This is a genomic window from Bradyrhizobium sp. USDA 4504 (assembly GCF_054063995.1).
Genome location: NZ_JBSSGV010000001.1, coordinates 8593705 through 8620017, shown reverse-complemented (window position 1 = coordinate 8620017; position 26313 = coordinate 8593705). Strand labels below are relative to the sequence as shown.

25 protein-coding genes are annotated in these 26313 nt (G+C 65.8%); 20 read left to right on the top strand and 5 right to left on the bottom strand.

Annotated elements, in window-relative coordinates; translation table 11 throughout:
* The first annotated feature begins 157 nt into the window (after positions 1-157).
* From pgsA to ACVMB1_RS40485, 6 genes are all read left to right on the top strand, one after another.
* Positions 158-772 (top strand): CDP-diacylglycerol--glycerol-3-phosphate 3-phosphatidyltransferase, encoded by a 615-nt coding sequence (pgsA, locus tag ACVMB1_RS40510; protein WP_057016624.1) that lies wholly within the window; start codon positions 158-160, stop codon positions 770-772.
* Complete coding sequence (moaD, locus tag ACVMB1_RS40505; protein ID WP_028333074.1) at positions 769-1020, top strand: molybdopterin converting factor subunit 1; 252 nt, start codon at positions 769-771, stop codon at positions 1018-1020. Before pgsA ends, moaD begins: the two co-directional genes overlap by 4 nt.
* Before the next feature lie 67 nt (positions 1021-1087).
* Positions 1088-1555, top strand: a complete 468-nt coding sequence (locus tag ACVMB1_RS40500; protein WP_076825543.1) for a molybdenum cofactor biosynthesis protein MoaE — start codon at positions 1088-1090, stop codon at positions 1553-1555.
* The gene (gene prmB / locus ACVMB1_RS40495) at positions 1555-2514 is read left to right on the top strand and encodes a 50S ribosomal protein L3 N(5)-glutamine methyltransferase (protein ID WP_076825545.1); all 960 of its coding nucleotides are present in this window, start codon (positions 1555-1557) and stop codon (positions 2512-2514) included. The genes ACVMB1_RS40500 and prmB overlap by 1 nt, the downstream gene beginning before the upstream one ends.
* A 164-nt stretch (positions 2515-2678) precedes the next feature.
* Positions 2679-4091, top strand: coding sequence for an EAL domain-containing protein (locus ACVMB1_RS40490; RefSeq protein WP_141342025.1), 1413 nt, complete (start codon positions 2679-2681; stop codon positions 4089-4091).
* A gap of 15 nt (positions 4092-4106) precedes the next feature.
* Positions 4107-4961: a TIGR01459 family HAD-type hydrolase gene (locus ACVMB1_RS40485; RefSeq protein ID WP_076825548.1), complete on the top strand. Its 855-nt coding sequence runs from the start codon at positions 4107-4109 to the stop codon at positions 4959-4961.
* A gap of 448 nt (positions 4962-5409) precedes the next feature.
* Here the strand turns inward: ACVMB1_RS40485 and ACVMB1_RS40480 are convergent, their stop codons facing one another.
* On the bottom strand, positions 5410-5805 hold the full coding sequence (locus tag ACVMB1_RS40480) for a response regulator (RefSeq protein WP_016844467.1): 396 nt from the start codon (positions 5803-5805) through the stop codon (positions 5410-5412).
* Positions 5806-6019: 214 nt separating this feature from the next.
* Here ACVMB1_RS40480 and ACVMB1_RS40475 point away from each other — a divergent pair, with 214 nt between their 5' ends.
* From ACVMB1_RS40475 to arfB, 8 genes are all read left to right on the top strand, one after another.
* Positions 6020-6991, top strand: coding sequence for a bifunctional riboflavin kinase/FAD synthetase (locus tag ACVMB1_RS40475; protein WP_076825550.1), 972 nt, complete (start codon positions 6020-6022; stop codon positions 6989-6991).
* A complete protein-coding gene (locus tag ACVMB1_RS40470; protein WP_200844658.1) occupies positions 6988-7539 on the top strand; it encodes a sugar O-acetyltransferase in 552 nt (183 codons plus the stop codon). Before ACVMB1_RS40475 ends, ACVMB1_RS40470 begins: the two co-directional genes overlap by 4 nt.
* Positions 7540-7749: 210 nt before the next feature.
* The gene (ileS, locus tag ACVMB1_RS40465) at positions 7750-10764 is read left to right on the top strand and encodes an isoleucine--tRNA ligase (RefSeq protein ID WP_076825553.1); all 3015 of its coding nucleotides are present in this window, start codon (positions 7750-7752) and stop codon (positions 10762-10764) included.
* Positions 10765-10913: 149 nt separating this feature from the next.
* Entirely contained in the window at positions 10914-11411 is a 498-nt protein-coding gene (gene lspA / locus ACVMB1_RS40460; RefSeq protein WP_057016631.1) for a signal peptidase II, read from the top strand.
* 102 nt (positions 11412-11513) lie between these two features.
* Positions 11514-12245 (top strand): hypothetical protein, encoded by a 732-nt coding sequence (locus tag ACVMB1_RS40455; RefSeq protein WP_076825555.1) that lies wholly within the window; start codon positions 11514-11516, stop codon positions 12243-12245.
* 151 nt (positions 12246-12396) lie between these two features.
* On the top strand, positions 12397-13788 hold the full coding sequence (locus ACVMB1_RS40450) for a M16 family metallopeptidase (protein WP_194295318.1): 1392 nt from the start codon (positions 12397-12399) through the stop codon (positions 13786-13788).
* Positions 13785-15149, top strand: a complete 1365-nt coding sequence (locus ACVMB1_RS40445; protein ID WP_194295319.1) for a M16 family metallopeptidase — start codon at positions 13785-13787, stop codon at positions 15147-15149. The genes ACVMB1_RS40450 and ACVMB1_RS40445 overlap by 4 nt, the downstream gene beginning before the upstream one ends.
* A gap of 191 nt (positions 15150-15340) precedes the next feature.
* The gene (arfB, locus tag ACVMB1_RS40440) at positions 15341-15760 is read left to right on the top strand and encodes an alternative ribosome rescue aminoacyl-tRNA hydrolase ArfB (RefSeq protein WP_076825557.1); all 420 of its coding nucleotides are present in this window, start codon (positions 15341-15343) and stop codon (positions 15758-15760) included.
* A 264-nt stretch (positions 15761-16024) separates the two neighbouring features.
* Here arfB and ACVMB1_RS40435 read toward each other — a convergent pair whose 3' ends face one another.
* Complete coding sequence (locus tag ACVMB1_RS40435) at positions 16025-16324, bottom strand: hypothetical protein (RefSeq protein ID WP_057016634.1); 300 nt, start codon at positions 16322-16324, stop codon at positions 16025-16027.
* Between the two features lie 390 nt (positions 16325-16714).
* On the opposite strand from ACVMB1_RS40435, the gene ACVMB1_RS40430 reads away from it, so the two are divergent.
* The 4 genes from ACVMB1_RS40430 to ACVMB1_RS40415 are packed head-to-tail and all read left to right on the top strand — an operon-like array spanning position 16715 to position 19619.
* The gene (locus ACVMB1_RS40430) at positions 16715-17035 is read left to right on the top strand and encodes a c-type cytochrome (RefSeq protein ID WP_076825591.1); all 321 of its coding nucleotides are present in this window, start codon (positions 16715-16717) and stop codon (positions 17033-17035) included.
* On the top strand, positions 17036-17431 hold the full coding sequence (locus tag ACVMB1_RS40425) for a VOC family protein (RefSeq protein ID WP_057016635.1): 396 nt from the start codon (positions 17036-17038) through the stop codon (positions 17429-17431).
* A 53-nt stretch (positions 17432-17484) separates the two neighbouring features.
* Positions 17485-18033 (top strand): Twin-arginine translocation pathway signal, encoded by a 549-nt coding sequence (locus tag ACVMB1_RS40420; RefSeq protein WP_076825559.1) that lies wholly within the window; start codon positions 17485-17487, stop codon positions 18031-18033.
* 17 nt (positions 18034-18050) lie between these two features.
* Positions 18051-19619: a GMC family oxidoreductase gene (locus ACVMB1_RS40415; RefSeq protein WP_076825561.1), complete on the top strand. Its 1569-nt coding sequence runs from the start codon at positions 18051-18053 to the stop codon at positions 19617-19619.
* 307 nt (positions 19620-19926) lie between these two features.
* Here ACVMB1_RS40415 and ACVMB1_RS40410 read toward each other — a convergent pair whose 3' ends face one another.
* Positions 19927-20247, bottom strand: a complete 321-nt coding sequence (locus ACVMB1_RS40410; RefSeq protein ID WP_016848007.1) for a ribbon-helix-helix domain-containing protein — start codon at positions 20245-20247, stop codon at positions 19927-19929.
* Positions 20248-20480: 233 nt separating this feature from the next.
* On the opposite strand from ACVMB1_RS40410, the gene mutL reads away from it, so the two are divergent.
* Together mutL and ACVMB1_RS40400 are read left to right on the top strand one after the other, a co-directional pair.
* A complete protein-coding gene (gene mutL, locus ACVMB1_RS40405; protein ID WP_076825563.1) occupies positions 20481-22298 on the top strand; it encodes a DNA mismatch repair endonuclease MutL in 1818 nt (605 codons plus the stop codon).
* A 123-nt stretch (positions 22299-22421) separates the two neighbouring features.
* The gene (locus ACVMB1_RS40400; protein ID WP_057015551.1) at positions 22422-23597 is read left to right on the top strand and encodes an IS481 family transposase; all 1176 of its coding nucleotides are present in this window, start codon (positions 22422-22424) and stop codon (positions 23595-23597) included.
* Positions 23598-23707: 110 nt separating this feature from the next.
* Here ACVMB1_RS40400 and rsmD read toward each other — a convergent pair whose 3' ends face one another.
* Complete coding sequence (rsmD, locus tag ACVMB1_RS40395) at positions 23708-24262, bottom strand: 16S rRNA (guanine(966)-N(2))-methyltransferase RsmD (RefSeq protein ID WP_076825565.1); 555 nt, start codon at positions 24260-24262, stop codon at positions 23708-23710.
* Between the two features lie 6 nt (positions 24263-24268).
* Positions 24269-26311, bottom strand: a complete 2043-nt coding sequence (locus ACVMB1_RS40390) for a pseudouridine synthase (RefSeq protein WP_456849743.1) — start codon at positions 26309-26311, stop codon at positions 24269-24271.
* Between the last annotated feature and the right edge of the window lie 2 nt (positions 26312-26313).

Below are 26313 nucleotides of genomic sequence, written 5' to 3'. Positions count from 1 at the left end.
GGCATCTAGGGCATGATGCGGAAAAGTGTGAGGCAGTTATCCGAAAAGATCATGCTTAAACAACGAGCTAAGGCGCTATGACGATGCAGCGCAATCTGGTCGCGCTTGACGCGTCCGCACGGTTGACCTTCTCGCTTCAGCGGTATTGGTAGAACGGATGAACATCGCCACGACCCGGGGACAGACCAAGACCATGTCCCTCCCGAATATCCTGACCTACGCCCGGATCGCCGCGATCCCGGTGGTGATCGGCTGCGTCTACTGGCAATCGATCCTGGACGGCCCGTTGTGGCTGCGCTGGGTGGCGCTGGCCGTGTTCATTGCGGCGGGAATCACCGACTATCTCGACGGCTATTATGCCCGGATCTGGGACCAGCAGTCCGCCTTCGGCCGGATGCTCGATCCGATCGCCGACAAGCTCCTGGTCGCCTCCAGCCTTCTGATGCTGGCCGCCGACAATTCGATCCATGGCTGGACGCTGTGGGCGGCGATCGTGATCCTGTGCCGCGAGATCCTGGTCTCGGGCCTGCGCGAATATCTCGCAGGGCTCAGGGTCAGCGTTCCCGTCACCAAGCTGGCGAAATGGAAGACGACGATCCAGCTGGTGGCGATCGGCTTTCTGATTGCCGGCGAAGCGGGCGAGCAGGTCTTCCCGGCCACCACCCTGATCGGCATCGTGCTGCTCTGGATGTCGGCTATCTTCACGATCTACACCGGCTGGGATTACTTCCGTGCTGGCATCCATCACCTCATCAAGGAGGATGAGGGATGAAGCTGAAATATTTCGCATGGGTGCGTGAACGCGTCGGCAAGGCTGAAGAGATCGTCGAGCCGCCGGCTGAGGTGCGCACCGTCGGCGACCTGATCGGCTGGCTTGCGGCGCGCGACGATGCCTACGCCTATGCCTTCGAGAAGCCGACGGTGATCCGCGCCGCGATCGACCACGCCCATGTCAAATCGGACGCGGCGATCTCCGGCGCCCGCGAGATCGCGTTCTTTCCGCCAATGACCGGCGGCTAGGATAGCGTTTTCGAGCGAAGTGGGTACCGGTTCGCGTGAAGAAAACGCGTCAAGCAAAGAAGTCCACATGACCGTCGCAGCGACCATCCGTATCCAGCAAGCCGACTTCGACGTCGCGCAGGAGATCGCGGCCTTGAGCAGGGGCCGCACCGATGTCGGCGCGGTCGTCAGCTTCAGCGGCATCTGCCGCGGCAGCGAGCAGGGCGAGCCGATCGCGGCGCTGACGCTCGAACATTATCCGGGCATGGCGGAAGCCGAGATTGGACGCCACGCCGACGAGGCGCTGGCGCGCTGGCCGTTGCAGGGCCTCACCATCATCCATCGCTTCGGCCGCATCGCGCCGGGCGAGAACATCGTGCTGGTCGTGACCGCCTCGGCGCACCGGCAGGCCGCGTTCGAGGCCGCCGAGTTCCTGATGGACTATCTGAAGACCAGCGCACCGTTCTGGAAGCGCGAGGAAAGCGCGCGCGGCGCGAGCTGGATCGAGGCGCAGGGTCATGACGACGCGGCCGCCGCGCGCTGGACCAAATCCTGATGGCCAAGCGCAGCAAAGTGCCGGCCAGGCGCAGCCCCGCCGTGCCGAAAGCGCCGAAAGTCGGCGCCGGCGAGCTGCAGACCCTGTTTGATTTCCTGCGCTATGCGACGAGCCGCTTCAACGCGGCGAAGCTCGTGTTCGCGCACGGCACCACCGATCCGGTGGCCGAGGCCGCGTTCCTGATCTGCGAAACGCTGCACCTGCATCCCGACCAGTTCGAGACCTTCGCCACCGCGCGCGTCACCGTGGCCGAAGGCAAGCAGATCCTCGACCTGATCGAGCGCCGGATCGCGACGCGGAAGCCGGCCGCCTATCTCGTCAACAAGGTCTATATGCGCGGCCTGCCGTTCTATGTCGACGAGCGCACCATCGTGCCGCGCTCCTTCGTCGGCGAATTGCTGGATTCGCATTTCGGCGGCGACGAGGACGGCACCTCGCTGATCGGCGATCCCGAGGAGGTCGAACGCGTGCTCGACCTCTGCACCGGCTCCGGCTGCCTCGCGATCCTGGCCGCCCGGCATTTCCCCAACGCCGCGGTCGATGCCGTCGATATTTCAAAGGACGCGCTCGAGGTCGCCGCGCGCAACGTCGCCGACCACGGCCTCGACGGTCGCCTGACGCTGCATCGCGGCGACCTGTTCAAGCCGCTCGGCGGCAGCAGATACGATCTCATCATCTCGAACCCGCCCTATGTCGACGCCGAAGGCATGGCGGCGTTGCCGCGCGAGTGCCGTGCCGAGCCGAAGATCGCGTTCGATGGCGGCGCCGACGGGCTCGACATCGTCCGCCGCCTGCTCGATGAGGCGAGGCAACATCTGACCCCGCAGGGCGGGCTGCTCTGCGAGATCGGCCGCGGCCGCGACAATCTCGAGGCCGCCTATCCGAACCTGCCGCTGCTCTGGCTCGACACCGAGGACTCCGAGGGCGAGGTGTTCTGGATCGCTGCCGCGGACCTCTGACCGGCGTGCCGCCGCCGGCTCCGGCGCTTTACGGAGCCCGACCCCGGCGAAACGAAAATCGTGTGCAGTTCCAGCCGGTTCCGAAGATCGCTGGCCCGTCGAATCAACAATGGTGCTAAGGTCGCGGTCCGGGGACGTTCGGACAGAGGGCGCGGGCGCGCGACATGATTCGCATTTCGACGATCTTCATCGCCATCTGCATGGTGCTGGTCGCAGCCTCGCTCGGCTTCGTGCTGTATTCGGTGGCGGGCATCAGCGGATCGGAATCGGCGATCGTGGCGCTCACCGCCCTCACCTGCCTGATCCTCTACAACGCGGTCTCGATGCGGCTGCGTGACCGCAGCGACGTCGGCGGCCAGATCGCGGATCTGTCGCGCGGCACCGCCGACCTTGCCCGCCAGGTCGCCGAATTCGGCCGCCGGCTGGCCGCGGTCGAAGGCCGCGTCGCCTCGGCCAACTCCACCGGCGCCGACCGGATGCAGGGCATGGCCGGCGAGATCAGCGAACTCGGCGGACTGGTGCGGCAGCTCGCGGCATCCGTCGCGCATCATGAGGATCTGCTGGCGGCGGCTCCGGCGATGCAGCCGGTCGCGTCCCCGCGTGACGATGTGTTGCAACGGGTTGCGCCGGCGCCGACCGTCGTGGTTGCGCCTCCGCCGCCACCTGCGGCTCCGCCGGAGGTCTCGCGCAGCCAGACCCAGCTGATCGGCGCGATCAAGCAGGCCATCGACGAGAACCGCCTCGACATCTACCTGCAGCCGATGGTGACGCTGCCGCAGCGCAAGGTGCGCTACTACGAGGCGGTGACGCGGCTGCGCGACGAGCGCGACCAGGTGCTGGCCGCCGAGGATTTCATCGAGGCGGCCGAGGCCGGCGGCCTGATCGGCCGCATCGATCACATGGTGATGCTTCGCTGCGTCCAGGTGCTGCGCCGCCTGATGATCCGCAGCAAGGATGTCGGCGTGTTCTGCAACGTCTCGGCGGCGACGCTGTCCAACCAGGCGCATTTCACCCAGTGTCTCGACTTCCTCGAGGCCAACCGCGCGCTGGCGCCGTCCTTCGTGCTCGAGTTCAAGCAGGCGACCTTCCGCAATCTCGGCGGGACCGAGAGCGAAAACCTCGCGGCGCTGGCACAGCGCGGCTACCGGTTCTCGATCGACCATGTCAGCGACCTTCGCCTCGAGCCGCGCGAGCTCGCCGATCGCAGCGTCCGCTTCATCAAGGTGCCGGCGGCGCTGCTGCTCGACGCCAGGCAGATCGCGAGCACCGATATCCATCCGTCCGATCTGTCCGACCTGCTCGGCCGCTACGGCATCGACCTGATCGCCGAACGGATCGAGGGCGAACGCTCGGTGGTCGATCTGCTCGACTACGATGTCCGGTTCGGCCAGGGGTTCCTGTTCGCGCCGCCGCGGCCGTTGCGGCCGGAGGGGGCATCTGCTACCGCCGAGGCTCCGCAGACCAACCCCCAGGATCTTAATGGCGCCAGCACTTCAGCCCCCGCCTCCAGCCCCGCAGCTCCGCCGCGCGCAACCGGCAGCGCCGCGCTGGCGCGCCGCGCCCTCGGTCCAAATTAGCCGGCAATTTGCATCATGACCTCACTGCGTTTCGTGGAGCAGCTGCGCGACCTCGTCGGCGGCGTCGATGTGGTGCTGTCGGACATCTGGGGCGTCGTGCACAACGGGCTCGAGTCCTTTCCCGAGGCCTGCGAGGCCCTGCACACCTTCCGCCAGCAGGGCGGCACGGTCATCCTGATCACCAACGCGCCGCGGCCGGCCGATTCCGTGCAGCGACAACTGCGCAAGCTCGGCGTCGCCGACGAGACCTATGATGCGATCGTCTCCTCGGGCGACCTGACGCGCCACTTCGTGGCCGATCATCCCGGCCAGAAAATCTTCTGGATCGGCCCGGAGCGCGACAGCTCGATCCACCGCGGCCTCGACGCCACGCTGGTACCGCTGGAGCAGGCCGACTACATCATCTGCACCGGCCTGTTCGACGACGAGACCGAGTCGGCCGAAGACTATCGCGACACGCTGCTGAAGGCGCTCGAGCGCAAGCTCACACTGGTGTGCGCCAATCCCGATATCGTGGTCGAGCGCGGCGACCGGCTGATCTATTGCGCCGGGGCGGTCGCCGAACTCTATCGCGAGCTCGGCGGCGAGGTGATCTTCTACGGCAAGCCGCACCGGCCGATCTATGAGCGCGCCATGGCTCTGGCCACCGAACGCCGCGGGCGTCCGACCGAGCTCAGCCGGGTGCTCGCGATCGGCGATTCCGTGCGCACCGATCTCACCGGCGCCCTTGGCTTCGGCATCGATCTGTTGTTCGTTACGCGCGGCATCCATTCCGAACAGTTCGAGGGCATCGAGCAGCTCGATGCGGCCTCGATCAAGGAATTGTTCGGCCATCCGCCCCGCGCGCTGATGCGCGAGCTGAAGTGGTAGCGGCAAGCGACGCTGTCCCTCGCCCCGTTCTTCACCGGGTCGAGACGAGCGAAGCTCGCTCTTGGAGGGTTCGGTGAGCGGCTGCCTCCCCAGGCGCCGGATGCCGAGAGACCTGTACCCCCTCACCCGGATTGCATCTCTCGATGCAATCCGACCTCTCCCCGCAAGCGGGGCGAGGTGAAGGGGCGCGCCGCCAAAATATCGAAAACAACCCCATGCAAAGTAGCCCGTGGCGCGCGGGGTTCGCCAGTCGCCTTGACACGTCGGGCAACTCAGCGATACTCTTCTAATATTCCGAAATCGTGCAGCCGCCCTCCCCCTCGTGTTGCACAAGCGGGGCGGGTAAAGGGAAGCGTGATCAAATGCAAATGCCCGGGACACCTAGCGCGAAGACGCGCTTCTGCCCGGGCATGCGTGAATTTCAGCCGATGCGATCGATGTCGGGCGGTTATGCCGTCGCCATGTCCGGGAACACCGCCTCGATCTTGGTCTTCAGCGTGGCCGCATTGAACGGCTTGACGATGTAGTTGTTCACGCCGGCCTTCTTGGCCGCGATCACGTTCTCGGTCTTGGATTCCGCCGTGATCATGATGAAGGGCGTGGTCGCGAGGTTGGGATCGGCGCGGACTTCCTTGAGCAGGTCGTAGCCGGTCATCGGCTCCATGTTCCAGTCGGAAATCACCAGGCCATACTTCTTGCCGCGCATCTTGTTCAGCGCTGCGGAGCCGTCGGAGGCATCGTCGATATTTTCAAATCCAAGCTGCTTGAGAAGATTCCGGATGATGCGGATCATGGTGCTGTAATCATCAACCACCAGAACCGGCATGGACAAATCAACCGCCATCTTTCCCCCCAAAAACACAAACGCAACTTGGCTTCTGCACGAACGCAGCTTTCCGCCAACGACTAACAGCAGCCGTTAAACAGCGCGTTAACCGGCTGAATCCGGATTGTTACGGATTTGACGCGATTTTCGTTAGCCTTGACTTCCACGCCGCCGCCGCGTCACGGTCCGGCCCGCACCAATCATGCTTAAGAATCCTTGAAGAATACCGCTCATGAGCACCGGCTTTACCGTTATCCGCGACAACACCCCCGCAAGCGCCATTCCGAAAGGCGCCGTGGTCGCGATGGGGAATTTCGATGGCGTCCATCTCGGTCACCGCGCCGTGATCGGCGCGGCGCTTGCGATGGGCAGAGCGCGCGGCGTGCCCGCGCTCGCCGTGACCTTCGAGCCGCATCCGCGCAGCTTCTTCAGCCCGAACACTCCGCAATTCCGTCTCACGGACGAGACCAACAAGCTGCGGCTGCTCGCGGCCACCGGCCTCGCGGGCGCCGTCGTCATGACGTTCGACAAGGCGCGCGCCGGGACCACGGCACAGGATTTCATTCACCATGACCTGATCGGCCGGCTCGGCATCAGCGGGATCGCGGTCGGCTACGACTTCCATTTCGGCAAGGGCCGGGTCGGCTCGCCGAGCCTCCTGGTCAGCGAAGCACCGCGGCTCGGCATCGAGGTCGATGTGCAGGCCCATGTCGACATCGAGGAGCGTCCGGTTTCCTCCAGTGCCATCCGCATGGCGCTCGCCGAAGGCGAGATCGCGGATGCGACCACGATGCTGGGCGGACCGTGGTTCGTCACCGGCAAGGTGGTCCACGGCGAGAAGCGCGGCCGAGATCTCGGTTACCCCACCGCCAATATCCGCCTCGACAAGCATTGCGGCTTGAAGCACGGCATCTACGCGGTGCGGGTCGGCAAGGGCTCGCAACGGTTCGACGGTGTCGCAAGCTTCGGGCGCCGGCCGACCTTCGACAACGGCGCGCCGCTGCTCGAGGTGTTCCTGTTCGACTTCAAGGGCGATCTGTACGACGCGGTCCTTGATGTCGCATTCATCGGTTTCATTCGCGAAGAGCTGAAATTCGACACCATCGAGGCGTTGATACGCCAGATGGATGACGACAGCGCCAAGGCGCGCGCGGTGCTGGCCGCGGCGCCCGACGCGTTCCCGCAGCTCGGAGTGATTGGTTGAACCGGACTGAAAAGCAAAAGATGCTGGCGGGCGAGCTGTATCGCCCGGATGCGGAGCTCGCCGCTGAGCATACAGCGGCGGAACAATGGATGGCACGCTACAATGCGTCGGGCGCGTCGTCCGCGGCCGAGTTGCACGCGCTGCTCGGCGAGCGCTTCCGCAAGGTCGGCAGGGATGCCGTGATACGCCCGCCGTTCTTCTGCGATTACGGCAGCAATATCAGCCTCGGCGACGGCGTGTTCCTCAACTTCAATTGCGTCATCCTCGACGTCGTCGAGGTCGCGATCGGCGATCGGACCCAGATCGGACCCGCGGTGCAGGTCTATACCGCCGACCACCCGCGCGATGCCGAAACCCGCCGCGCCGGGCTGGAATTCGGCCGCCCGATCCGGATCGGCAGCGACGTCTGGATCGGCGGGGGTGCCATCATTCTGCCCGGCATCACGATCGGCGACGGCGCCCTGGTCGGGGCCGGCAGCGTGGTCACACGGAACGTCGCCCCCGGCGCGATCGTGGCGGGAAATCCGGCCCGGGCACGGCCGGCCTGAACCGCGCCATGCGCGGCCCTGCGAGCCACCGGGGGCTTTGCGATTTCCCCGTCCGGCTGCTATGGAAACCCCATGTTTTCGCGGCGCATCATACGGATTAGCGGCCCGGCTTCCGCCTGAGCCTGAAGGCTCGGCGCAAGACCGGGACTTCGTCGTTTCACCCGCGATTGATCGCGTATCCGCGCCCGCACCTGCCAAATCAGAGCTTTCATGTCCGACAAGCCGCAAAAGACCGACGCCCAAAAGACTGACGTTAGGGACTATTCCAAGACCCTTTACCTGCCGCAGACGGATTTCCCGATGCGCGCCGGCCTGCCCCAGCGCGAGCCGGAAATCCTGAAATACTGGAACGACATCGGCCTCTACGACAAGCTCCGCCGGGAAGCCGAGGGCCGCGCCAAATTCGTGCTGCATGACGGCCCGCCCTACGCCAACGGCAACATCCATATCGGGCACGCGCTGAACAAGATCCTCAAGGACGTCGTGACCAAGAGCCAGCAGATGCTCGGCTTCGACTCCAACTACGTGCCGGGCTGGGACTGCCACGGCCTGCCGATCGAATGGAAGATCGAGGAGGAGAACTACCGCTCCAAGGGCAAGCAGAAGCCCGACTTCCGCGACTCGGCGGCGATGGTCGCGTTCCGCAAGGAGTGCCGTGCCTATGCGACGCACTGGATCAACGTGCAGCGCGAGGAGTTCAAGCGGCTCGGCATCATCGGCGACTGGGATCATCCCTACCAGACGATGAGCTATCCGGCGGAGGCCCAGATCGCCCGCGAGCTGATGAAGTTCGCCGCCAACGGGACGCTCTATCGCGGCTCCAAGCCGGTGATGTGGAGCGTGGTCGAGAAGACCGCGCTGGCCGAAGCAGAGGTCGAATACGAGGACTACACCTCCGACATGGTGTGGGTGAAATTCCCGGTCACCTCGCCGGCGCATGGCGCGCTGGCCAATGCCTCGGTCGTGATCTGGACCACCACGCCGTGGACGCTGCCCGGCAACCGCGCCATCTCGTTTTCGCCGAAGATCGCCTATGGCCTCTACAAGGTGACGGATGCGCCGGCGGACAATTGGGCCAAGACCGGCGATCTCCTGATCCTGGCCGACGCGCTTGCCGCCGAGGTGTTCAAGCAGGCCCGCGTCACGTCCTATGAGAAGGTCCGCGATATTCCCGGCGACACGCTGGACGCCGTGGAATGCGCCCATCCGCTGCGCGGCTTCGGTGGCGGCTACGAATTCATCGTGCCGCTGCTGGCCGGCGAGCATGTCACCGACGACACCGGCACCGGCTTCGTGCACACCGCGCCGAGCCACGGCCGCGAGGACTTCGACGTCTGGACGGCCAACACCCGCGAGCTCGATGCGCGCGGCATCCCGACGGCGATCCCGTATACGGTCGACGAGAACGGCGCCTACACCGCGCAGGCTCCGGGCTTCACCGGCAAACGCGTGCTCAACGACAAGGGCGAGAAGGGCGATGCCAACGAGGCCGTGATCAAGGCGCTGATCGAGGCCGGCAGGCTGCTCGCGCGCGGCCGCCTCAAGCACCAGTATCCGCACTCCTGGCGCTCCAAGAAGCCGGTGATCTTCCGCAACACGCCGCAATGGTTCATCGCGATGGACAAGCCCATCGCCGAGAACGGCCATGCCAGGAAGGGCGACACGCTGCGCGCCCGCGCGCTGCACGCGATCTCGGTCACGCAATGGGTGCCGCCGGCCGGCGAGAACCGCATCAACGGCATGATCGCCAACCGTCCCGACTGGGTGATCTCGCGGCAGCGCGCCTGGGGCGTGCCGATCGCCGTGTTCGTGAGGGAGAACAGCGACGGCTCGGCCGAGATCCTGCAGGACGAGGTCGTCAACCAGCGCATCACCGAGGCGTTCATGGAGGAAGGCGCCGACGCCTGGTACATGGACGGCGCCCGCGAGCGCTTCCTTGGCAGCCGCGCGTCCGAGAACTGGAAGAAGGTCGACGACATCTGCGACGTCTGGTTCGATTCCGGCTCCACGCACGCCTTCGTGCTGGAAGACCGCCAGAACTTCCCGCAGCTCGGCAACATCGTCCGCAAGGTCGATGGCGGCAACGACACCGTGATGTATCTCGAAGGCAGCGACCAGCATCGCGGCTGGTTCCACTCGTCGCTGCTGGAAAGCGCCGGCACGCGCGGCCGCGCGCCTTATGACATCGTGCTGACCCACGGCTTCACGCTCGACGAGAACGGCCGCAAGATGTCGAAGTCGCTCGGCAACACCGTCGAGCCGCAGAAGGTGATCAAGGATTCCGGCGCGGACATCCTGCGCCTGTGGGTCTGCGCCACCGACTATGCCGACGACCAGCGCATCGGCCCGGAGATCCTCAAGAACACCATCGAGACCTACCGCAAGCTGCGCAACTCGATCCGCTGGATGCTCGGCACGCTGCATCATTTCAAGCCGAGCGAGAAGGTCGCCTTTGCCGAGATGCCCGAACTCGAGCGGCTGATGCTGCACGAGCTCGCCGGCCACACCGAGACCATCCGCAAGGCCTATGCCGACTTCGACTACAAGACCGTGGTCGCAAGCCTCGCGGCCTTCATGAACTCCGAGCTGTCGGCGTTCTACTTCGACATCCGCAAGGACACGCTGTATTGCGATCCGCCGTCCTCGGTGGCGCGCAAGGCGGCGCTGACCACGATCGATCTGCTCTGCGACGCGATCCTGAAATGGCTGGCGCCGATCCTCAGCTTCACCACCGACGAAGCCTGGCGGATGTATCGGCCGAACGCCGAGCCTTCGGTGCATCTGACTCTGTTTCCCGAAGGTCTCGAGCAGTTCCAAGACGACGCGCTTGCCGCGAAGTGGGAGACGGTCCGCAACGTCCGCCGCGTCGTCACCGGCGCGCTCGAACTCGAACGCGCCGCCAAGCGGATCGGCTCCTCGCTCGAGGCATCGCCGGTGATCTACGTCGCTGACAGGGAGATGCTGGCCACGCTGTTCGATATCGATCTTGCCGAAGTCTGCATCACCTCGAACTACGAGGTGCGCGAGGGCGAGGCGCCGGCGAACGCCTTCCGCCTCGACGCCGTGCCTGGCGTTGCCGTCGTGGTCGAGAAGGCGGTCGGCACCAAATGCGCCCGTTCGTGGAAGATCCTGCCGACGGTGGGCGAGGACGGCGAATATCCCGACGTCTCGCCGCGCGACGCGCAAGCGCTGCGCGAATGGAAGGCGCTGGGGGGCAGCGTCTAACGTCCGCTGTCGTCCCTGCGAAAGCAGGGACCCATAACCACCACTGCCTGGAATGGACTGAGGTTGATGACTCCGAGTCATTCAAGCAACACCCGACACGGGGTATGGGTCCCTGCTTTCGCAGGGACGACACCTTTGGTGGGCTGGCAATGAGCCCTCCCCTCCGCACCGGCGTGATCACGGCGATCATCACCCTGATCGCCGACCAGGCCTCCAAGCTCTGGCTGCTCCACGTCCTCGACATCGTGCATCACGCCCCGGTGCGGGTGACGCCGTTCTTCGACCTGGTGCTCGCCTGGAATCCGGGGATCAGTTTCGGCTGGTTCCAGAGCGAGACCCCGGCGGCCCAGATCCTGCTGATGGTGATCAAGGCCGCGGCCGTGATCGCGCTGGCGATCTGGATGGCGCGGTCGCGGACCTGGCTCGCGACGGTGTCGCTCGGCCTGATCATCGGCGGTGCCATCGGGAACGGCATCGACCGCTTTGCCTATGGCGCGGTGGTCGATTTTGCCCTGCTTCATGCCGAGATCGGGGGAAAAACCTTCAATTGGTACATCTTCAACCTTGCCGATGTAGCCATCGTTGCTGGCGTGGCAGCCCTATTGTATGATTCCGTGGTGGGGACCCCCGCCGTAAAAGCGCCCTGATCCCGGCCGATACGAGCCGGTCAGCGGCCCACACCTGTATCAAGCGGAACTGTGGCCTAAGCCAGTGATCGCTTTGGCGAATTTTGAGATGGGAATGGCGCAATGCGCAACACCAAAGCCCGCGGTTACCTGATCGAGACGTCCCGGCTGTCGCTGATGCGCGGCCTGCGCCTGGCGTTCGTCGCAGCCGGGATCGGCCTTGTCATGACGGCCGGCCCGGTGCGCGCCGGCGACGATGAAGATGACGGCGACGACGGCCTGACCTTCGAAGAGCGGATCGTCGACAATCTGATGACCGGGCTCGGCGCCAAGAGCGCGGCCAGCAAGGGCATCGACTACCGCGAGCGCTCGCCGCTGGTGGTGCCGCCGAAGCTGGATTTGCCCCCGCCGGCGTCGACCGCCCAGGTCAACGCGCCGAACTGGCCGAAGGACCCTGATATTGCGGCGCGCAAGGCTGCGATCGCGGCGCGCAAGAAGGAAGTCAAGAAGGAGCCCTGGCAGTCGGCGGTGGCGTTGACGCCGGCCGAGATCGAGGCGGGCCGCAAGCAGCAGACCGCCACCGACGGGCGCAAGGAGCCGCTGGAGCCCGGCGTGAGCACCAATCCATCGCTGATGCCGAGCCAGCTCGGTTACAACGGCGGCCTGCTTGGCATGTTCAAGGGGAACAGCAGCGAGTCCAAACCGTTCAAGGGTGAGCCGACGCGCGAATCCCTGACCGAGCCGCCGCCGGGCTACCAGACGCCGTCCGGGGGCTATGCCTACGGCACCGGCCCGCAGGCGCCGAAGGCGAAAGAAGGCCAGTACGACGTCATGACCGGAAAACCGGTGCAGTGATCGCCTGGCCTCCGCGGGCGAAGGCTGACATGAGCAAAGCTTAATGCGGGGCGGCGGGTGTCTCTCCGCTTCGTGACCATCGGCACGGGAACGACCGCGTACGATGGCTTGCTTTCGCGCCCCGGCCGGTGTCCGGGCTTTCATAAGGACCATGATGCGCTCTCGCCGATCGATCGCCCTGTTCGCTGCCGCATTCGTTTCCACCATCCCGCTGCCGGGTGCCAGCCTCCGCGCCCAGACCACCGTCACCTCGGAACGCCCCGCCAGTTTCACGCTCGACAACGGCCTGCAGGTCGTGGTGATCCCCGACCACCGCACGCCCGTGGTCACGCAGATGATCTGGTACAAGGTCGGCTCGGCCGACGAGACGCCCGGCAAATCGGGCCTCGCGCATTTCCTCGAGCATCTGATGTTCAAGGGCACCGCCAAGCATCCGGCGGGCGAGTTCTCGCAGACCGTGCTGCGCGTCGGCGGCAATGAGAACGCCTTCACCTCGGTCGACTACACCGGCTACTTCCAGCGCGTGCCGCGCGAGCAGCTGCCCACCATGATGGAGTTCGAGGCCGACCGCATGACCGGCCTGATCCTCAAGGACGAGAACGTGCTGCCGGAGCGCGATGTCGTGCTGGAGGAGTTCAACATGCGGGTTGCCAACAACCCGGATGCAAGGCTGACCGAGCAGATCATGGCCGCGCTTTATCTCAACCATCCCTATGGCCGGCCGGTGATCGGCTGGCATCAGGAGATCGAGAAGCTCGACCGCGAGGATGCGCTCGCCTTCTACCGGCGCTTCTACGCGCCGAACAACGCCATCCTGGTCATTGCCGGCGACGTCGACGTCAAGGATATCCGCCCGCTGGTCGAGAAGAACTTCGGCCCGATCCCGGCGCAGCATGCGATCCCCGAGAAGCGGGTCAGGCCGCAGGAGCCGACACCGGCCGCGCCGCGCACCGTGACGCTGTCGGATCCGCGCGTCGAGCAGCCGAGCCTGCGCCGCTATTACCTGGTGCCGTCGGCGACGACGGCGGCAGCGGGCGAGAGCCAGGCGCTCGATGTGCTCGCGCAGTTGATGGGCGGCGGCGCCAATTCCTATCTCTATCGCTCGCTGGTGATCGACAAGGGCCTCGCGATCTCGGCCGGCGCCGGCTACCAGGGCACCTCGCTCGATCCGTCGCAATTCTCGATCTCGGTGACGCCGAAACCCGGCGTCGAGTTCGCGCAGATCGAGGACGCGATCGACAAGGTGATCGCCGACCTCGCGCAGAACCCGGCGCGCGCCGAGGATCTCGAACGGGTCAAGACCCAGCTCATCGCGGAGGCGATCTACGCCCAGGATAACCAGGCGACACTGGCACGCTGGTATGGCGGCGCGCTGACCACCGGGCTCAGCATCGAGGATATCCGCAGCTGGCCGGATCGCATCCGCGCCGTCACTGCCGAGCAGGTGCGCACTGCTGCCGCCAGCTGGCTCGACAAGAAGCGGTCGGTGACCGGCTATCTGATCAAGGATACTGCGCCGAAACGCGAGGAGAAGCGCTCGTGATCTATTCCCTCACCCGCCGTGCGGCGCTGATCGGCGGCGCCTGCACCGCGCTGCTGACGCTGACGTCGGCGCCCTCGCAGGCTGCGGCCAAGATCCAGCGGCTGGTATCGCCCGGCGGCATCGAGGCGTGGTTCGTGCAGGACGCGACCGTGCCGCTGATCGCAATGGAATATGCCTTCAGCGGCGGCGCCAGCCAGGATCCGCCCGGCAAGCCCGGCGTCGGCAATCTGGTCGCCGACCTGCTCGACGAGGGTTCCGGCGATCTCGATTCCAAGACCTATCATGAGCGGCTCGAGCGCCGCGCCATCGAGCTCAGCTTCCAGTCGAACCGCGATCAATTCCGCGGCTCGCTGCGCATGCTCAAGGACAACAAGGACGAAGCCTACGACCTGTTGCGGATGGCGCTGACCTCGCCGCACTTCGAGCCGAAGGACGTCGAACGGATCCGCGCCCAGGTGATCGCCAATCTGCGCCGCGAATCGACCAATCCGTCCTCGCTCGCCGGCCGCAAGTTCCTCGAGCTCGCATTCGGCGATCATCCCTATGCCAGGACGGCCACCGGCACGCTCGACAGCGTGCCGACCATCCAGATCCCGGATCTCAAGGACTATACCCGCCGCATCATCGCCAAGGATACGCTGCGCGTTGCCGTGGTCGGCGACGTCGATCCCGATACGCTCGGCAAGCTGCTGGACAAGACCTTTGGTGGCCTGCCGGCGAAAGCCGAATTGACGCCCGTCCCCGACGTCGTGGCGACCAGGCCGCCGCAGCGCGCCTTCGTCCCGCTCGACGTGCCGCAGACCGTCGTCACCTTCGGCGGCCCCGGCATTGCCAGGCATGACCCGGACTTCATGGCGGCCTATGTGGTGAACCACATTCTCGGCGGCGGCGGATTGTCGTCGCGGCTCTACAAGGAAGTGCGCGAGAAGCGCGGGCTGGCCTACTCGATCTATGAAGCGCTGGTCTGGATGGATCACTCCTCGCTGTTCATCGGCAACACCGGCACCCGCGCCGATCGCGCCGGCGAGACCGTCGATGCGATCGAAGCGGAAGTGCGCCGCATCGCCGAGGAAGGTCCGACGCAGAAGGAGCTTGACGAGGCGAAGTCCTACCTGAAGGGCTCGCAGATGCTGGCGCTCGACACCTCCTCCAAGCTCGCGCAGGCGATGCTGCAATACCAGCTCGACAAGCTGCCGATCGATTACATCGAGAAGCGCAACGCCATCGTCGACGCGGTGACGCTCGACGATGCCAAGCGGGTCGCCAAAAAGCTCTGGGGCAACGGCCTACTCACCGCAATCGTCGGCCGCGCCCCGCAAGCCGCGGCGCAGCCGGTGTCGGCGCCGCCGAAGGCGAACTGACGCGTTTCGGCGGGCCACCTTCCCTCTCCAACCCCGAGAGCGAGCTTCGCTCGCCTCGGCCCCCGCAAGGGGGGAGAAGGGGGAGCCGCGCACTCGGACGCCGACGTAACAACCACTGCATCAACACCACCCAAGCAGACCCAAACCCGCTATCCTGCGGCCTGCCGATTCTTCCCTCCACGGGTGATGTCATGCTGCGGGTGTCCCGCGACCTTGCGATCGATGAGAACGACATTGAGATCGTCTTTGTCCGCGCCTCCGGCCCGGGCGGACAGAATGTCAACAAGGTCTCGACCGCAGCGCAGCTTCGCTTCGATACCAACAAGATTGCGTTGCCGGCGGACGCCGCGCAGCGGCTGGCGCGGCTCGCCGGCAGCCGCATGACCAAGGATGGCGTGATCGTGATCCACGCCTTCCGCTTTCGCACCCAGGAACGCAATCGCGCCGATGCGATCGAGCGGCTGCTCGAGATGTTGAGGGAGGCGATGATGCGGCCGACACCGCGGCGGCCGACCAAGCCGACGCTCGGCTCCAAGCAGCGCCGGCTCGAGGGCAAGAAGCGCCGCAGCGACATCAAGGCGGGGCGCGGCGCCCGCCGTTTCGACGATTAGATCATAATGCGTTTCCACGGAATCGCATCATGATCTCATCTCCTTGTTTGAGCATGATCTTTTCGGAAAACCGGTTTCCACTTTTCCGGATCATGCTCCAGGGAACGCCGGACGCAGCGCACGCGGCACTGCATCCGGGATCCGGTCAGCGTAACCAGAAGCGTTTTCGCGCGAAGCGGATGTCGGTTCGCGCGAAGGAACGCGTCAGAACAAGAAGCCTGAGCCTTGGTTCCGATTGATCAGAACCGCGAAGGCCCTCGTGCTTCAGTACTTCTTGGTTGCGGGCGCCATCTCGGAACCGCCCGACTTCGGTGCCGTGCGTCCGCTGCCGACCGTTCCCTTGCTGCCCGACTTGGCGGCGGCGCCGCTCTTCTGCGTCGTCGCGCCAGGTTGCGCCGTCATTTCCTCATCGCCGCTGCCGGACATGCCGCCGCCCTGCTGCATGGTACCTCTGCCCTGTGCACCGCCGCGGGTATCCGGTGCAGTCGTTCCCTGTGCCAGGACGGGGCCGGCCATCGCGGCCGAGATGGCAAGGGCGAGCACGCTGGTTTTTGCAAACGTCATCCATTTCTCCTGGGACTTTAATTGACGATGGAGGAGCGGCGCAGGTGGTGCGCCGTTTGCAGCGCCGACCCTGAACCCCATCGCGCAAGACTGCATTTTCCGCAAACGGCGCACGCGAGATGCAAGCTGCGTCGTGTGGTGATCGTGCAGGGATTTCGCGGTCATTTTGCGAAATTGTCGTCCGCATATGCGGCAACCACCGGTTCCGCGCCAGATCACCGCCCAGCTTTGTTCTGCTGTGAAACAGCCCGCTACTACCAACGGCGGATTTCAGCCTCCTACAGTCACCGCACAGAGGCGGTGATGTAGATGACAAAGCTGCGCGCAAGGTGGACGTTGGGGCTGGGATTTTGCAGCGCAATGCTTGCAGTGCAAATGGCCGGCGCGCAGATGCCCTTGCCCGCCGCCAAGCCGCCCGATGGGGCGACGCTGTTCAAGCAGCAATGCGCGACCTGCCACACCACCAACATGTCGGATGCCGTCCGGCAGGGACCGTCGCTCTACAAGGTCGTCGGCCGTCACGCCGGCAAGGCCGACGGCTTCAAATATTCCGCGGGCTTCGGCAAGGCCGATTTCGTCTGGGACGACGCCAGGCTCGATGCCTGGCTGACCAATCCGCAGGAGGTGATCCCGGGCTCCGTAATGGCCTATCGGCAGGCCAAGCCGGAAACCCGCGCCATGATCATCGCCTATCTGAAGGAGCTGAACTGAATGGCGAAACCCGTGCATTCGATGATCCGAGTGTTTGACGAAGGAAAAGCGCTCGACTTCTACCAGCGCGCGTTTGGCCTGGAGATCGCGGACAATCTGAGATTTCCCGATTTCGCGCTGATCTATCTGCGCCATCCCTCCTCGCCCTTCGAGGTCGAGCTCACGGTCAACTTCGATCGCAAGGAGCCCTACACGCTCGGCGACGGCTACGGCCATCTCGCCGTCATCGTCGATGACGTCGATGCCGAGCACGCGCGCTTCGAGAAGGAGAAACTGTCGCCCGGGCCGCTGCGCGACTTCAAGCACGACGGCAAGACGCTGGCGCGCTTCTTCTTCGTCTCCGATCCCGACGGCTACAAGATCGAGGTGATCCAGCGCGGCGGGCGCTTCGGCTAGAGCATGCTCAGACAACAAGGCAATTGCACAAATAAAAATTGACGGAGGAACCCATGAGAGAAATCGATCGACGCAGCAAATATGACCGGCGTGTCTTTCTCAAAGGCGCGGCCGTGACCGCACCCGCAGTCGCGATTGCGACCTCGACGGGGCTCGGCATCACCGATGCGTGGGCCGAAGGCGCCACGACGCTGACGCCGGCCACGATGAAGACGCTGCTCAAGATGGCGCGCGACATCTATCCGCACGATTTCCTCGGCGACAGCTACTACATAGCAGCGGTCAAGCCGTATGACGAGAAGGCCGCGAAGGATCCGGCGGTCAAGTCGCTGATCAATGACGGCGTCACGAGGCTCGATCAGGCGGCCAACGACCGCCACAAGATGCCTTATGTCCAGGTCGCCTGGGAAAACGATCGCGTCGCGCTGCTGCAACAGATCGAGCAAAGCGCGTTCTTCCAGAAGATCCGCGGCGATCTCATCGTCTCCATCTACAACAACAAGGAGGTGTGGCCGCGGTTCGGCTACGAGGGCTCCTCAGCCGAGCATGGCGGCTACATCAAGCGCGGCTTCGCCGATATCGACTGGCTGCCGAAGGTCTAACGGGTCGGGAGGAAACAATGGCAAAATTCGATCTGAATGACAGTGGCGTTGTGGTGATCGTCGGCTCCGGTGCCGGCGGCGGAACGCTCGGCAATGAACTGGCGCAGAAGGGCGTCAAGGTCGTGATCCTCGAGGCCGGCCCGCGCATCGAGAACCAGGACTTCATCAACGATGAATGGGATAGTTTTACCCAGCTCGCCTGGTCCGACGCGCGCTCGACCTCGGGCAGCTGGCGCGTCCACCAGGACTTTCCGGGCCTGCCGGCCTGGATCGTGAAGGCGGTCGGCGGCTCGACCACGCACTGGGCGGGCGCCTCGCTGCGCTTCGACGAGCACGAGTTCAAGATCAAGTCGGCCTATGGCACCATTCCCGGCGCCAACCTGATCGACTGGCCGATCACGCTCGCCGAGATGGAGCCGTGGTACGCCAAGGCCGAGGACAAGATGGGCGTCACCCGCACCAACGGCATCCCAGGGCTGCCCGGCAACAATAACTTCAAGGTGATGGAAGCCGGCGCGAGGAAGCTCGGCTACAAGGAGGTGCACACCGGGCGGATGGCGATCAACAGCGAGCCGCGCGACGGCCGCGGCTCCTGCCAGCAGATCGGCTTCTGCTTCCAGGGCTGCAAGTCGGGCGCCAAATGGTCGACGCTCTACACCGAGATCCCGAAGGGCGAAGCCACCGGCAATCTCGAAGTGCGCCCCGGCAGCATGGTGATCAAGATCGAGCACGACCAGTCCGGCAAGGTCACCGGCGTGGTCTACGCCGATGCGACGGGCGCGATGCAGCGCCAGAAGGCCCGCGTCGTCGCCGTCGCCGGCAACTCGATCGAGAGCCCGCGGCTGCTGCTCAACAGCGCCTCCAGCATGTTCCCGGACGGGCTCGCCAATTCATCCGGCCAGGTCGGCCGCAACTACATGCGGCACATGACCGGCAGCGTGTATGCGGGCTTCGAGAAATCGGTGCACATGTATCGCGGCACCACGATGGCCGGCATTATCCGCGACGAGGCCAAGAACGATCCGAAGCGCGGCTTCGTCGGCGGCTACGAGATGGAGACGCTGTCGCTCGGCCTGCCCTTCATGGCCGCGTTCCTCAATCCCGGCGCCTGGGGACGCAGCTTCACCAGCGCGATCGAGGGCTATCCGCGGATGGCCGGCATGTGGCTGGTCGGCGAGGACATGCCGCAGGAGACCAACCGCATCACGCTGGATCCGAAGATCAAGGACAAGTTCGGCATGCCGGTCGCCAGCGTGCATTTCGACGATCATCCGAACGACGTCGCGATGCGCGACCATGCCTACAAGCAGGGCTCCGCGGTCTATGAGGCGGTCGGTGCCATCGTCACCTATCCGACGCCGCCCTATCCCTCGACCCACAACATGGGCACCAACCGGATGAGCGAGAAGCCGCGCGACGGCGTGGTCAACAAGTTCGGCCAGACCCACGACATCAAGAACCTGTTCGTTTCCGACGGCAGCCAGTTCACGTCAGGCGCAGCGTGCAACCCGACGCTGACGATCGTGTCGCTGGCGATCCGCCAGGCCGACCACATCGCCGGCGCGATGCAGCGCAAGGAGATCTAGACCAGACGACCATTCGAACCGAGTCGCGGATTCCGCCTCACCTCGCCCCGCGCGCGGGGAGAGGTCGGAGCGCATCGTTAGATGCGTTCCGGGTGAGGGGGAGTCTCCGCAAACGCAGCTGTCACCGGATACGCGGAGACGGCCCCTCACCCCAACCCTCTCCCCGTAAGAACGGGGCGAGGGAGCGCAGCGCCGTCGTGGTCGCCACTGCGCTTTAGCAAGAAAATACAATTCCCCTCTCACTGAAGCGGCCTTGCCCAACTGGACAAGGCCGCTTTCTTCTTTGCGTGATGGACCGGTGCGAAATCTATTCCGCCGCATCCATGATCGCCGCCGCCCCGCGATAGTCCGGGACCACCGCCGGAGCATTGGCCTTGGCGCGGTAGATCAGGCAGGAGCAGCGCAGCAGCGACGCGAAATTGTTCACCTCGCCGTGATGATCGAGCACCTCGTTGTGCAGGGTGGTGAGGAACTTGGCCAGCGTCATGCCTTCCTTGGCCGCGATCTCCTCCAGCGTGTCCCAGAACGACATTTCCAGCCGGATCGAGGTGCAATGGCCGTCGATCCGCAACGATCGGGTCTGCGATTCATAGTCGCGTTGCGGCTGATGCGCGAAAAGATGGCACATGGCGTTCCTCCGGCGAGAACTTATAATTTTTCTAAACGATATACCTGTGCGCGCGGCCCCACAATCGGGACGTAGGGCGTGACGCGCCGGCCGCCGAAGCCAAGCGTCTTCAAGGCGATAGGCCGGAATCATCCCCAACCTGCTTGCGGCCGCCAGATCGGTCCCATGCATTTGCCGGCGCGGCGACTTATAGTAACGGCCAGCCTCGAATCGCTCCTCCGAACGTCCAATCCATGCCTGTCCGCCAGCTTCCCGAACAGCTCGTCAACCGCATCGCCGCCGGCGAAGTGGTCGAACGCCCCGCGAGCGTGGTCAAGGAACTGGTCGAGAACGCGATCGACGCCGGAGCCAGCCGGATCGACGTTTTCACCGATGGCGGCGGGCGGCGCCGGATCGGTATCACCGACGATGGCGGCGGCATGACCCGCGCCGACCTCGCGCTTGCGGTCGACCGTCACGCCACCTCCAAGCTCGACGACGAAGACCTGCTGCGCATCCGCACGCTCGGCTTCCGCGGCGAGGCGCTGCCCTCGATCGGGGCGGTCGCAAAGCTCGGCATCACGACGCGTCATGCCAGCGAGCCGCATGCCTGGTCGCTGTCGGTCGAAGGCGGCGAGAAGTCGGAGGTCATGCCGGCCGCGCTTGGCCAGGGCACCCGCGTCGAGGTCAACGAACTCTTCTACGCAACGCCGGCGCGGCTGAAATTCCTCAAGACCGACCGCACCGAGGCGGAGGCGATCCGCGAGGTGGTGCGCCGCCTCGGCATGGCGCGCCCGGACATCGCCTTCACGCTGGCCGGCGAAGAGCGCGCGCCGGTCACCTGGGCCGCAGCGCTGCCCGGCGCGGCCGGCCGGCTGACCCGGCTCGGCGACATCCTGGGTGCGGATTTTCGTGCCAGTGCGATCGAGGTGCGCGCCGGGCGCGAGGGCGTCGTGGTCGAAGGCTTTGCCGCCGCGCCGTCGCTGACCCGCGCCAATGCGCTCGGGCAATATCTGTTCGTCAACGGCCGCCCGGTGCGCGACAAGCTGATCCTCGGCGCCGTGCGCGCGGCCTATTCCGACTACCTGCCGCGCGACCGCCATCCCGTCGTGGCGCTGTTCGTGACCTGCGACCCGCAAGAGGTCGACGCCAATGTGCATCCGGCCAAGACCGAGGTGCGCTTCCGCAACGCCGGCCTGGTCCGCGCGCTCATCGTGCACGCCCTGAAGGAAGGCCTCGCGCGCGAAGGCAGGCGCACCGCGGCCAATACCGCCGACAGCGCCGCGCTCTCGGCCTTCCGCCCCGCCTTCACGCCGCCGCGCCCGAGCAATTGGGACTGGCGCGGCTCGCCGTCCTATCCGGCTGGTCCGCTGCGCGCGTTCGACGGTGCGGCGGCGCCCGCCTTCGCCGAGCCCGGACAGGCCGCCTTCGACGTCGGCGCGCCGACCGCCGATGTGCGCTTCGAAGCCGCGCCCGCGCCAGACCTGCTCGACCGGCCGCTCGGCGCCGCGCGCACCCAGATCCACGAGACCTACATCGTCTCGCAGACCCGCGACGGCCTCATCGTGGTCGACCAGCACGCGGCGCATGAGCGCATCGTCTATGAGAAGCTGAAGGCCTCGCTGGCGAAGAACGGCGTGCAGCGGCAGATCCTCTTGATCCCCGAGATCGTCGAGCTCGATGAGGCGACCGTCGAGAAGCTGCTCGACCGCGCCGAGGAGCTGGCGTCGTTCGGGCTCGCGATCGAATCCTTCGGCCCCGGCGCGGTCGCGGTGCGCGAAACGCCCTCGCTGCTCGGCAAGGCCAATGCGGCCGGTCTCTTGCGCGACCTTGCCGAGCACATGGCCGAGTGGGACGAGGCGCTGCCGCTGGAGCGCCGGCTGATGCACGTCGCCGCCACGATGGCCTGCCACGGCTCGGTCCGCGCCGGCCGCCGCCTCAAGCCGGAAGAGATGAACGCACTGCTCCGCGAGATGGAAGACACGCCGAACTCCGGCCAGTGCAACCACGGCCGCCCGACCTATGTCGAATTGAAGCTGAGCGATATCGAGAAGCTGTTCGGGCGAAGATAAGACCGCATACTCCGGTGTCATCGCCCGGCTTGATGTTTAGCCCGGACAGATCACTGACGGGTGTTCGGAGACATAGCTGACACATCAACATTGGCTGGATTGGTCCGATTCGGGAGGCCGTCCATGCCGTGGAGTGAGGTGTCAGTAATGGATCAGCGCCACGAGTTCGTGCGGCTGGCATTGCAGGAAGGCGCCAACCGGCGCGAGCTGTGTCAACGGTTCAACATCAGCCCTGACGTTGGCTACAAATGGCTGCGGCGCTGGCAGGCTGGTGATCGGGAACTGGCTGACCGCTCCCGGCGTCCGCATGCGATGCCCAAGCGCAGTGAGGCTGCCATCGAGGAGCAGGTGCTTGCGGTGCGCGACAAGCATCCGGTCTGGGGCGCGCGCAAGATCGCCCACTGCCTGAAGCGGGACGGCAAGACGGTGCCTGTGCCCTCGACGGTGCACCGGATCCTGTGCCGGAACGGCCGCGTCAAGCCGAGCGAGAACGCGCCGCCAAATCCAGGGCACCGCTTCGAGAAGGAAGCTCCCAATCTACTGTGGCAGATGGACTTCAAGGGCCACCTGCCGCTCGCCGACGGAACGCGGTGTCATCCGCTAACGATCGTCGACGATCACTCGCGCTATGTCCTGTGCCTGAAGGCCTGCGCCGACGAGCAGCGTTTCACCGTGCAGGATCACTTGACGACGACGTTCCGCTGCTATGGTTTGCCGGAGGCCTTCTACACCGACAACGGCTCACCATGGGGCGATACGTCCGGCATTCGCTGGACCGGATTGAAGGTCTGGCTGCTCAAGCTTGGCGTCAGGGTGGTGCATGCCAGGCCTTGCCACCCGCAGGCCCGCGGCAAGAACGAACGCTTCCATCGCACCCTGAAGGCCGAGGTCTTTGCGATGCGCCGCTTCCGCACCCTACCGGAAGTCCAGCGTGCCTTGGATGCCTGGCGGCCGATCTACAATCTGCAGCGCCCTCACCAAGGCCTTGATATGCACGTTCCCGCCGATCGCTTCCGACCCAGTGCCCGCGCTATGCCGGCCCGCGTCCCGAAAATCGAGTACGACAGCGGCGAGACCGTGCGCAGGGTCTCATCGACGAGGCCCTACATCTCCTTCAAGGGACGCTTCTGGAAGGTTCCACAGGCCTTCGCGCGCGAACGGCTTGCCATCAGGCCGCTGGATCGCGACGGCCATTACGGCGTCTTCTTCGCCAGCTGGCAGGTCGCATCAATCGACTTGACCAACCGCCAACCTGTCAGTGATGTGTCCGAACAGGTGTCAGCCATGTCCCCGGACTAAACACTTGACCGGGCGATCCAGTACGCCGCGGCGATCGTGATCAATCGAGAAGCCGCGGCGCACTGGATCACCCGCATGCGCGGGTGATGACAGCACAACAAGCGGCAATATTACGCCTTGCGAAGAAACACGAACTCCGTGTCGTCATACGCGCGCCGCTCGAGCTCCTCGAAGCCCTCGGGCGCCGCGAACGCCGCGGCCTTGGCCTCCTCCACCACGAGCAGCGCGCCCGGCGTCAGCCAGCCGCCGTCGCGCAGCGAGGCGAGCGCCTTGTCGGCCAGCCCCTTGCCATAGGGCGGATCGAGAAACACCAGCGAGAACGGCTCGACCGGATGCGCCGGTCCAAGATCGGTGGCATCGCGGCGATAGACCTTGGTCGTGCCGCCGAGGCCGAGCGACTCGACATTGTTGCGCAGCAGCGCGCGCGCCTCGGCGCCATTGTCGACGAACAGCGTGAACCTGGCGCCGCGCGAGACGGCCTCGATGCCGAGCGCGCCGGTGCCGGCAAACAGATCGAGCACGCGCGCGTCCTCAACCGGATTGTCGTAGGCGTGGATCAGAATGTTGAACACGGACTCGCGCAGGCGGTCCGCGGTCGGACGAATCTCGCGGCCCGCAGGCGAAGCGAGATTGCGGCCCTTCAGCCTGCCCCCGACGACGCGCATCGACCGTTACTCGTCCCGCGGCTTGAGATCGCGCTTGCCGTGATAGCCGCGCTTGGGACGGCGCGGCGGGCCGTAGCCGTTGGCCTCGTCTTCATTGCGGGCACGCGCTTCCTCGCTGCCGGCGCGCTGCACCAGCACGCGGCGGCCCTTGCGATCGTTGATGGTTTCGCGCTTGCTGGGCTTCGGCTTTCTGGCCGGCGCATCGTCGCCGTCGGCTGCGTCACGCTGCTCCGGCCGCGTGAAGTCGGCACCCGCGATCTTGGCGATCTTCTCGCCGAGCTGCTCGCGCAGCACCCGCGTCTTGACCTCCTCGACCTTGCCCTCCTCGAGCTCGCCGAGCTGGAACGGGCCGTAGGAGATCCGGATCAGGCGGTTCACCTCGAGCCCGAGATGCGCCATCACGTTGCGCACCTCGCGGTTCTTGCCTTCGCGGATCGCGAACACCACCCACACATTGGCGCTCTGGTCGCGTTCCAATGTCGCGTCGATCGGCCCGTATTTGACGCCGTCGACCTCGACGCCGCCCTTGAGCTGGTCGAGCTGGCCCTGCGTCACCTCGCCATGCGCGCGCACGCGGTAACGGCGCAGCCATCCGGTGTCGGGATGCTCCAGCGTCCGCGCCAGGCCGCCGTCATTGGTCAGCAGCAACAGGCCCTCGGTGTTGAAATCCAGCCGGCCGATCGAGATCAGCCGCGGCAGGCCCTCGGGCAGATTGTCGAACACGGTCGGCCGCCCCTCGGGATCGGCATGCGTCGTCATCAGCCCGCGCGGCTTGTGATACATGAACAGCCGCGTCCGCTCGCGCGGCGGCAACGGCTTGCCGTCGACGGCCACGACATCGTTGTCGGTGATATCGAGCGCCGGCGAGTTGATCACGCGTCCGTTGACGGTGACGCGCCCTTGCGTGACGATCTCCTCGGCATCGCGGCGCGAGGCAAGACCGGCGCGCGCCAATACCTTGGCGATGCGTTCGCCTGTCTTCTTCGGCTTCGGCTCGGGACGCTCGCGCCGGTCGTCGGTGGCGCGTTCGCGATAGGCACCGCGGCCGCCGAAGGCCGGGCGCTTCGCAAAGACCTTGCTGTCGTCCTCATTGTCGCGGCGCGGCCGGTCGGAGAAGCGGCCTTCGCTGCGCGGGTGCTCCTGCCAGTCGGTGCGGCCTTCGGGCCGCTCACGCCGGCGATTGTCGCGGCCACCATCTTCATCATGACGATCCCAGCGCGGCCGGCCGAACTTCGGACGATCACCCTGCTCGCGGTCGTCGCGTGACTTCGAGAACCGCGGACGTTCGCCGCCACCGCGATCGTCGCGCGACCGCGAAAAGCGCGGGCGCTCGTCGCCGCCGCGGTCGTCGCGCGGTTTGCGATCCCGCTTTTGCCAGGGCTTCTCGTCGCCGCGGTCGCGGCCCTCGAAGTCGCGGTCGCGCTTGAAGCGCGGCCGATCGCCGAAATCGCGGCGCGGTGCGTCGCCATCCTCGCGGCGGCGGAACGGGCGGCCTTCGCCCTTGTCCCCGAACGAGCGCTTGTCACGATCGCCGCGCGAAAACTTCCTGTCGTCGAATTTGCGCTCGGCGCGATCGCCGCGCGGCGCAAAGCTCCGCTTCTCGCCGTCGCGGTCGCCACGCGGCGTGTAGGGGCGCTTCTCGCGATCGCCATAGGACCGCTTTTCACCGAACTTGCGGTCGGATGAGCGGCCCTCCGAGCGCGCGCCACCGCGCTGCGGACGATCGCCCGCATCAAAGTCGCGGCGCTCGCCGCGCGGCTTGAACGGGCGCTTTCCGCCCCCCTCGCCGCCACGGTCGTCGCGCTTGAAGCGCGGCCGGTCGCCGTAATCGCGGCGCGGCGCATCGCCGTCCTCACGGCGGCGGAACGAGCGGCCCTCGCCCTTGTCGCCGAAAGAGCGCTTGTCGCGATCACCACCTTTGCCGCCGAAGCTGCGCTTGCCGAACGGCTTGTCCGATCCGCGGGAACCACTGGGCCGCCCCTTCCCGGGCGCCCCCCGGTCCCGCCGGCCGCGCGGGGAATCGTTGTTTTTGTCGCTGTCGCGGGGCATGA

Bases quoted from the DNA above. Each gene is read 5' to 3' on its own strand.
- ACVMB1_RS40430 (WP_076825591.1), top strand. From the start codon at position 16,715: ATGCCCTTGCCCGCCGCCAAGCCGCCCGATGGGGCGACGCTGTTCAAG.
- ACVMB1_RS40415 (WP_076825561.1), top strand. From the start codon at position 18,051: ATGGCAAAATTCGATCTGAATGACAGTGGCGTTGTGGTGATCGTCGGC.
- ACVMB1_RS40425 (WP_057016635.1), top strand. From the start codon at position 17,036: ATGGCGAAACCCGTGCATTCGATGATCCGAGTGTTTGACGAAGGAAAA.
- pgsA (WP_057016624.1), top strand. From the start codon at position 158: ATGAACATCGCCACGACCCGGGGACAGACCAAGACCATGTCCCTCCCG.
- ACVMB1_RS40490 (WP_141342025.1), top strand. From the start codon at position 2,679: ATGATTCGCATTTCGACGATCTTCATCGCCATCTGCATGGTGCTGGTC.
- ACVMB1_RS40475 (WP_076825550.1), top strand. From the start codon at position 6,020: ATGAGCACCGGCTTTACCGTTATCCGCGACAACACCCCCGCAAGCGCC.
- lspA (WP_057016631.1), top strand. From the start codon at position 10,914: ATGAGCCCTCCCCTCCGCACCGGCGTGATCACGGCGATCATCACCCTG.
- moaD (WP_028333074.1), top strand. From the start codon at position 769: ATGAAGCTGAAATATTTCGCATGGGTGCGTGAACGCGTCGGCAAGGCT.
- ACVMB1_RS40420 (WP_076825559.1), top strand. From the start codon at position 17,485: ATGAGAGAAATCGATCGACGCAGCAAATATGACCGGCGTGTCTTTCTC.
- ACVMB1_RS40455 (WP_076825555.1), top strand. From the start codon at position 11,514: ATGCGCAACACCAAAGCCCGCGGTTACCTGATCGAGACGTCCCGGCTG.
- mutL (WP_076825563.1), top strand. From the start codon at position 20,481: ATGCCTGTCCGCCAGCTTCCCGAACAGCTCGTCAACCGCATCGCCGCC.
- prmB (WP_076825545.1), top strand. From the start codon at position 1,555: ATGGCCAAGCGCAGCAAAGTGCCGGCCAGGCGCAGCCCCGCCGTGCCG.
- ACVMB1_RS40480 (WP_016844467.1), bottom strand. From the start codon at position 5,805: ATGGCGGTTGATTTGTCCATGCCGGTTCTGGTGGTTGATGATTACAGC.
- ACVMB1_RS40435 (WP_057016634.1), bottom strand. From the start codon at position 16,324: ATGACGTTTGCAAAAACCAGCGTGCTCGCCCTTGCCATCTCGGCCGCG.
- arfB (WP_076825557.1), top strand. From the start codon at position 15,341: ATGCTGCGGGTGTCCCGCGACCTTGCGATCGATGAGAACGACATTGAG.
- ACVMB1_RS40485 (WP_076825548.1), top strand. From the start codon at position 4,107: ATGACCTCACTGCGTTTCGTGGAGCAGCTGCGCGACCTCGTCGGCGGC.
- ACVMB1_RS40400 (WP_057015551.1), top strand. From the start codon at position 22,422: ATGCCGTGGAGTGAGGTGTCAGTAATGGATCAGCGCCACGAGTTCGTG.
- ACVMB1_RS40390 (WP_456849743.1), bottom strand. From the start codon at position 26,311: ATGCCCCGCGACAGCGACAAAAACAACGATTCCCCGCGCGGCCGGCGG.
- ACVMB1_RS40500 (WP_076825543.1), top strand. From the start codon at position 1,088: ATGACCGTCGCAGCGACCATCCGTATCCAGCAAGCCGACTTCGACGTC.
- ACVMB1_RS40450 (WP_194295318.1), top strand. From the start codon at position 12,397: ATGATGCGCTCTCGCCGATCGATCGCCCTGTTCGCTGCCGCATTCGTT.
- ACVMB1_RS40410 (WP_016848007.1), bottom strand. From the start codon at position 20,247: ATGTGCCATCTTTTCGCGCATCAGCCGCAACGCGACTATGAATCGCAG.
- rsmD (WP_076825565.1), bottom strand. From the start codon at position 24,262: ATGCGCGTCGTCGGGGGCAGGCTGAAGGGCCGCAATCTCGCTTCGCCT.
- ileS (WP_076825553.1), top strand. From the start codon at position 7,750: ATGTCCGACAAGCCGCAAAAGACCGACGCCCAAAAGACTGACGTTAGG.